General features: G+C 42.5%; 2 protein-coding genes. One reads left to right on the forward strand and one right to left on the reverse strand.

All coding sequences use genetic code 11. The features are described 5' to 3' along the window. On the forward strand, nt 1-2,239 hold a 2,239-nt coding region (locus KL866_RS19865), incomplete at its 5' end, for an Ig-like domain-containing protein (RefSeq protein ID WP_214996703.1). Nucleotides 2,240-2,335: 96 nt separating this feature from the next. Here KL866_RS19865 and KL866_RS19870 read toward each other — a convergent pair. Then, on the reverse strand, nt 2,336-3,226 hold the full coding sequence (locus KL866_RS19870) for a LysR family transcriptional regulator (protein WP_025257655.1): 891 nt from the start codon (nt 3,224-3,226) through the stop codon (nt 2,336-2,338). Between the last annotated feature and the right edge of the window lie 43 nt (nt 3,227-3,269).

A 3,269-nucleotide genomic window follows, 5' to 3' on the forward strand; every position in this document is an offset into this window, starting at 1 on the left:
TTCAATTAACGTACTTGCTAATGATACCGACCCAGAAGGCGATGCGTTAACTGTAACAGCGGTTGGCACGCCAGATGTGGGTGAAGTAGCTATCATCAATAATGAAATTGTTTATACGCCTACAACTCTTGCTATGGGGGAAGTCAGTTTCTCTTACGATGTAACTGATGGTGAAAACACAGTAAGTTCAACGGTTACTATCACTAATCAACAGTCTGTTTCAATTTCAAGTATTGCAACCGATGCGCCTTTAGCCAATGCAGAAGTGACGGCGCTTGATGTAGGCGGAAATGTAATTGCTACCACGCAGGCCGGCGCGGATGGTCGTTTCACGCTTCCTATTACGGTGAGTGCTGCGCCCGGCGATTTAACGCTTAATGCAGTGGGTACGGAAGAACAAGCGCACGTAACGCTAACTTCCCACGTAGGTACTTTTACAGCGCTTCGTAGCCTTAGTGTTGAGAATAACACCAATGAACTTACCGATACCCTGCTGCCTGAAAGTAAGATAACTCATCTAAGTACGGCTATGGATATACTTTATTCGGAGTATAAAGAGAACGGCGGAGAAGGAAGCTTCGATACGTTTTCAAGTGAAGTGGACTTCGAAAAAGTTCTAGGCTTGGCCAGCTTTATAAAAGTTCTTGCTGATAATAGCGAGTTCTCGGTTCCTGAAGGTATGAGCACTTTGACATTCTTTACTGGAAGCCTGGTCGATGTACTAAGTACCATTCGAGAGTATGTTAATAGCTTAGGTCTGTTAAATGAAGACGGTACATATGACGAAGCTTATGTAGAGGCAATTAATGCTGCCCGAGCAGAAACGCTTGCAGATGAAACATTGCAGCAAAATTATGTAGATGCTGATATTGCGGATGCGGTTTTCGCGACTTACTACCACTCTGAACAGCAAGCTGGCAAAGGCATGACAGCTTACACATTCAATGCAGATGGCAGCGGCGAGAAAACATCTGCAGAAAATGCATTTAATATATATTCAGATGAATTTAAGTGGAGTGTTGTAGACGGAAACCTAGTTATTGACCAGCTTGACCAGTCGCTCAGTGCAAACTTTGTGTTTCTTGATGAAGAAATTTATAGTCGGTTTGATGAACAAACAGTCTACGAGATATCTGATTATGCCTATGAGTATGACATTCGATATTGGGAAACGGAGCGCACAGTAACAAACGAACGTATGGACTTGCTAACACAGGCTGGCGGGCACGCACTTGCTGTGTTAACAACTACTACTGAGCTTTCCCTCACACCGATGGATGACATTCAAGATAAACCTACGTTTACTACCACGTACGAAACTACCAGTAATGTTAAGTACAGCAACACTACTGCATCTACGTTTACTGTAACCGAAGAGGATTTGCTAGCATCACCTTGGGTGTTTGCTTATCAGGGAAGTTACACGTTTGATAAAGAGTACTTAAATGAAGACGAGCGTACTGAAGTTGGTATTTTAAACGACCAGTTTACATTCAAAGATGATAATACCTTCATGTCTCTCGTTTATGATGCACAAGGTACATGGCAGCTAAATGAGGGTGTTATCGAAATTGAACTAGAAGGCATGTCATTTTCAGTTACCCCGTTCAAAGCTCAGAATGATTTCGTGCTGGCGCTTTATGAGTTTGATAATGATGGTGTTGCTATTAAATTTACTGGCGATATGCACGCCATAGACTATGAGCTAGCCGAAGACTTCAGCATAGAAAGCTCATTGCCCAACATATGGATGTTTTCCTATAACGAAGCACTATTCGTAGACGGAACTCCATTGTTCGACGACGTATTTGGCTATTACTTTGAACCTGATGGCACCGCAGGCAGAGTCTACCCTGCTTTTGAAGAGCCATATTTTGTAGGAGATGGTGAGCTTTATAACTTCCAGTGGACTATGGATAACAACGAGGTCAATATTGTTGGGTTACGCGAGAATAGCGCGTTTGTTTTCAACAGAGAATATACTTGGAAATTATTGGGATCAAAGCAAGAAGGTGTTGTTGTTACACTTGAAATGCAGTCTAACAAAGTTGATTACACAGATGATTTTAACGAAAATCTTGTGTTCAACATTCTTCCTCGTTTAAGTTTCACCTTTAAATTAAATCTAGAAGAACAATATCCAGAGTTTTGGGAAAACACAGATGTAGGTAGTTTAAGTGCACCTGCAAGCTTATCTGACATAGCTCTGTCGTTTTCTTCGGAGTTGATTACTCGATAGTTCAGTGAAGTAATGGCGCTAGTGCACTAGAGCTTGAAGCAGTGGGGTCAGAGTAAACACTCTGACCCCGCAACTTAAGCATCTAGGATGCTCACATCACACCAATATCTTTCTAGCCGATTCAACAATCGCCTCACTAATTGTATAATCGGCGCGGCTTTTACCCGTAATGGCATAATACCTTTCATTAAGTGTATTGGCGTTACCTATACAGTGCACGCCATATTGTTCTTCTACGTGTTTTGATATTGCTGAAGGGGCACAGAATACGCCGAAATCCTCACTGCCGAATAACTTCAGTAGCGCCGTATCATCGAACTCGGCCACAATTTTGGGGTAAAGCTGTTCGGTTTCAAGCCAGCTAGTCAGTGCCTGGCGTATGCCTGACGTATTACCCTGAATAAGCAACGGCATTTGGTTTAAACAATCTGGAAATTGTAGTTCTTTACTAAGGGGCGATTTGGCAAAAAAGCTTAACGAGCTTTCCCCTAAGAAGTAGCTGTTGGCGCTAATTTGGGTGCCGGGCGCAATGCCTCTGTCTGCCACAATAAAATCGATGGCGTTTATGGCCAGCTCTTTTAGTAAACCATCAAAGCTGTCTTCTTTTATAACGTACTTTACTTGCGAAAACTTGCGCATGGTATCGTGCACAAAATCATAAAAAAGCACTTTTGGAATACCATTTGTAATACCTATTACGAATTCCTTCGTATTCACTTCGTCGCTATTGTTAAGTATTTCAGCCAGTTGGTTACCCTTGTGAAATATTTCGCTGGCATACTGATAACTCACTTTACCTCGCGCATTTAGGTAAAGTCGCTTGTTTATTCTGTCGAATAGTGAATAACCAAGCTGGCTTTCAAATGTGCTCAGTTGCCCGCTTACGGTTTGCGGGGTAACGTGGAGTAACTTAGCGGCCTTAGCGATGCTGCCTTCACGGGCGACTAGATAAAAATAATATAAGTGGTGGTAGTTTAGGTGATGCATACTTTAGCAGCCTGTTAAACGGGTAGAGAAATGTACTCTGACC

Source organism: Alteromonas sp. ALT199, assembly GCF_018619335.1.
Classification (GTDB): Bacteria; Pseudomonadota; Gammaproteobacteria; order Enterobacterales; family Alteromonadaceae; genus Alteromonas.

Coding starts and splice junctions, on each gene's coding strand:
- KL866_RS19870 (WP_025257655.1), bottom strand. CDS start 3,226: ATGCATCACCTAAACTACCACCACTTATATTATTTTTATCTAGTCGCC.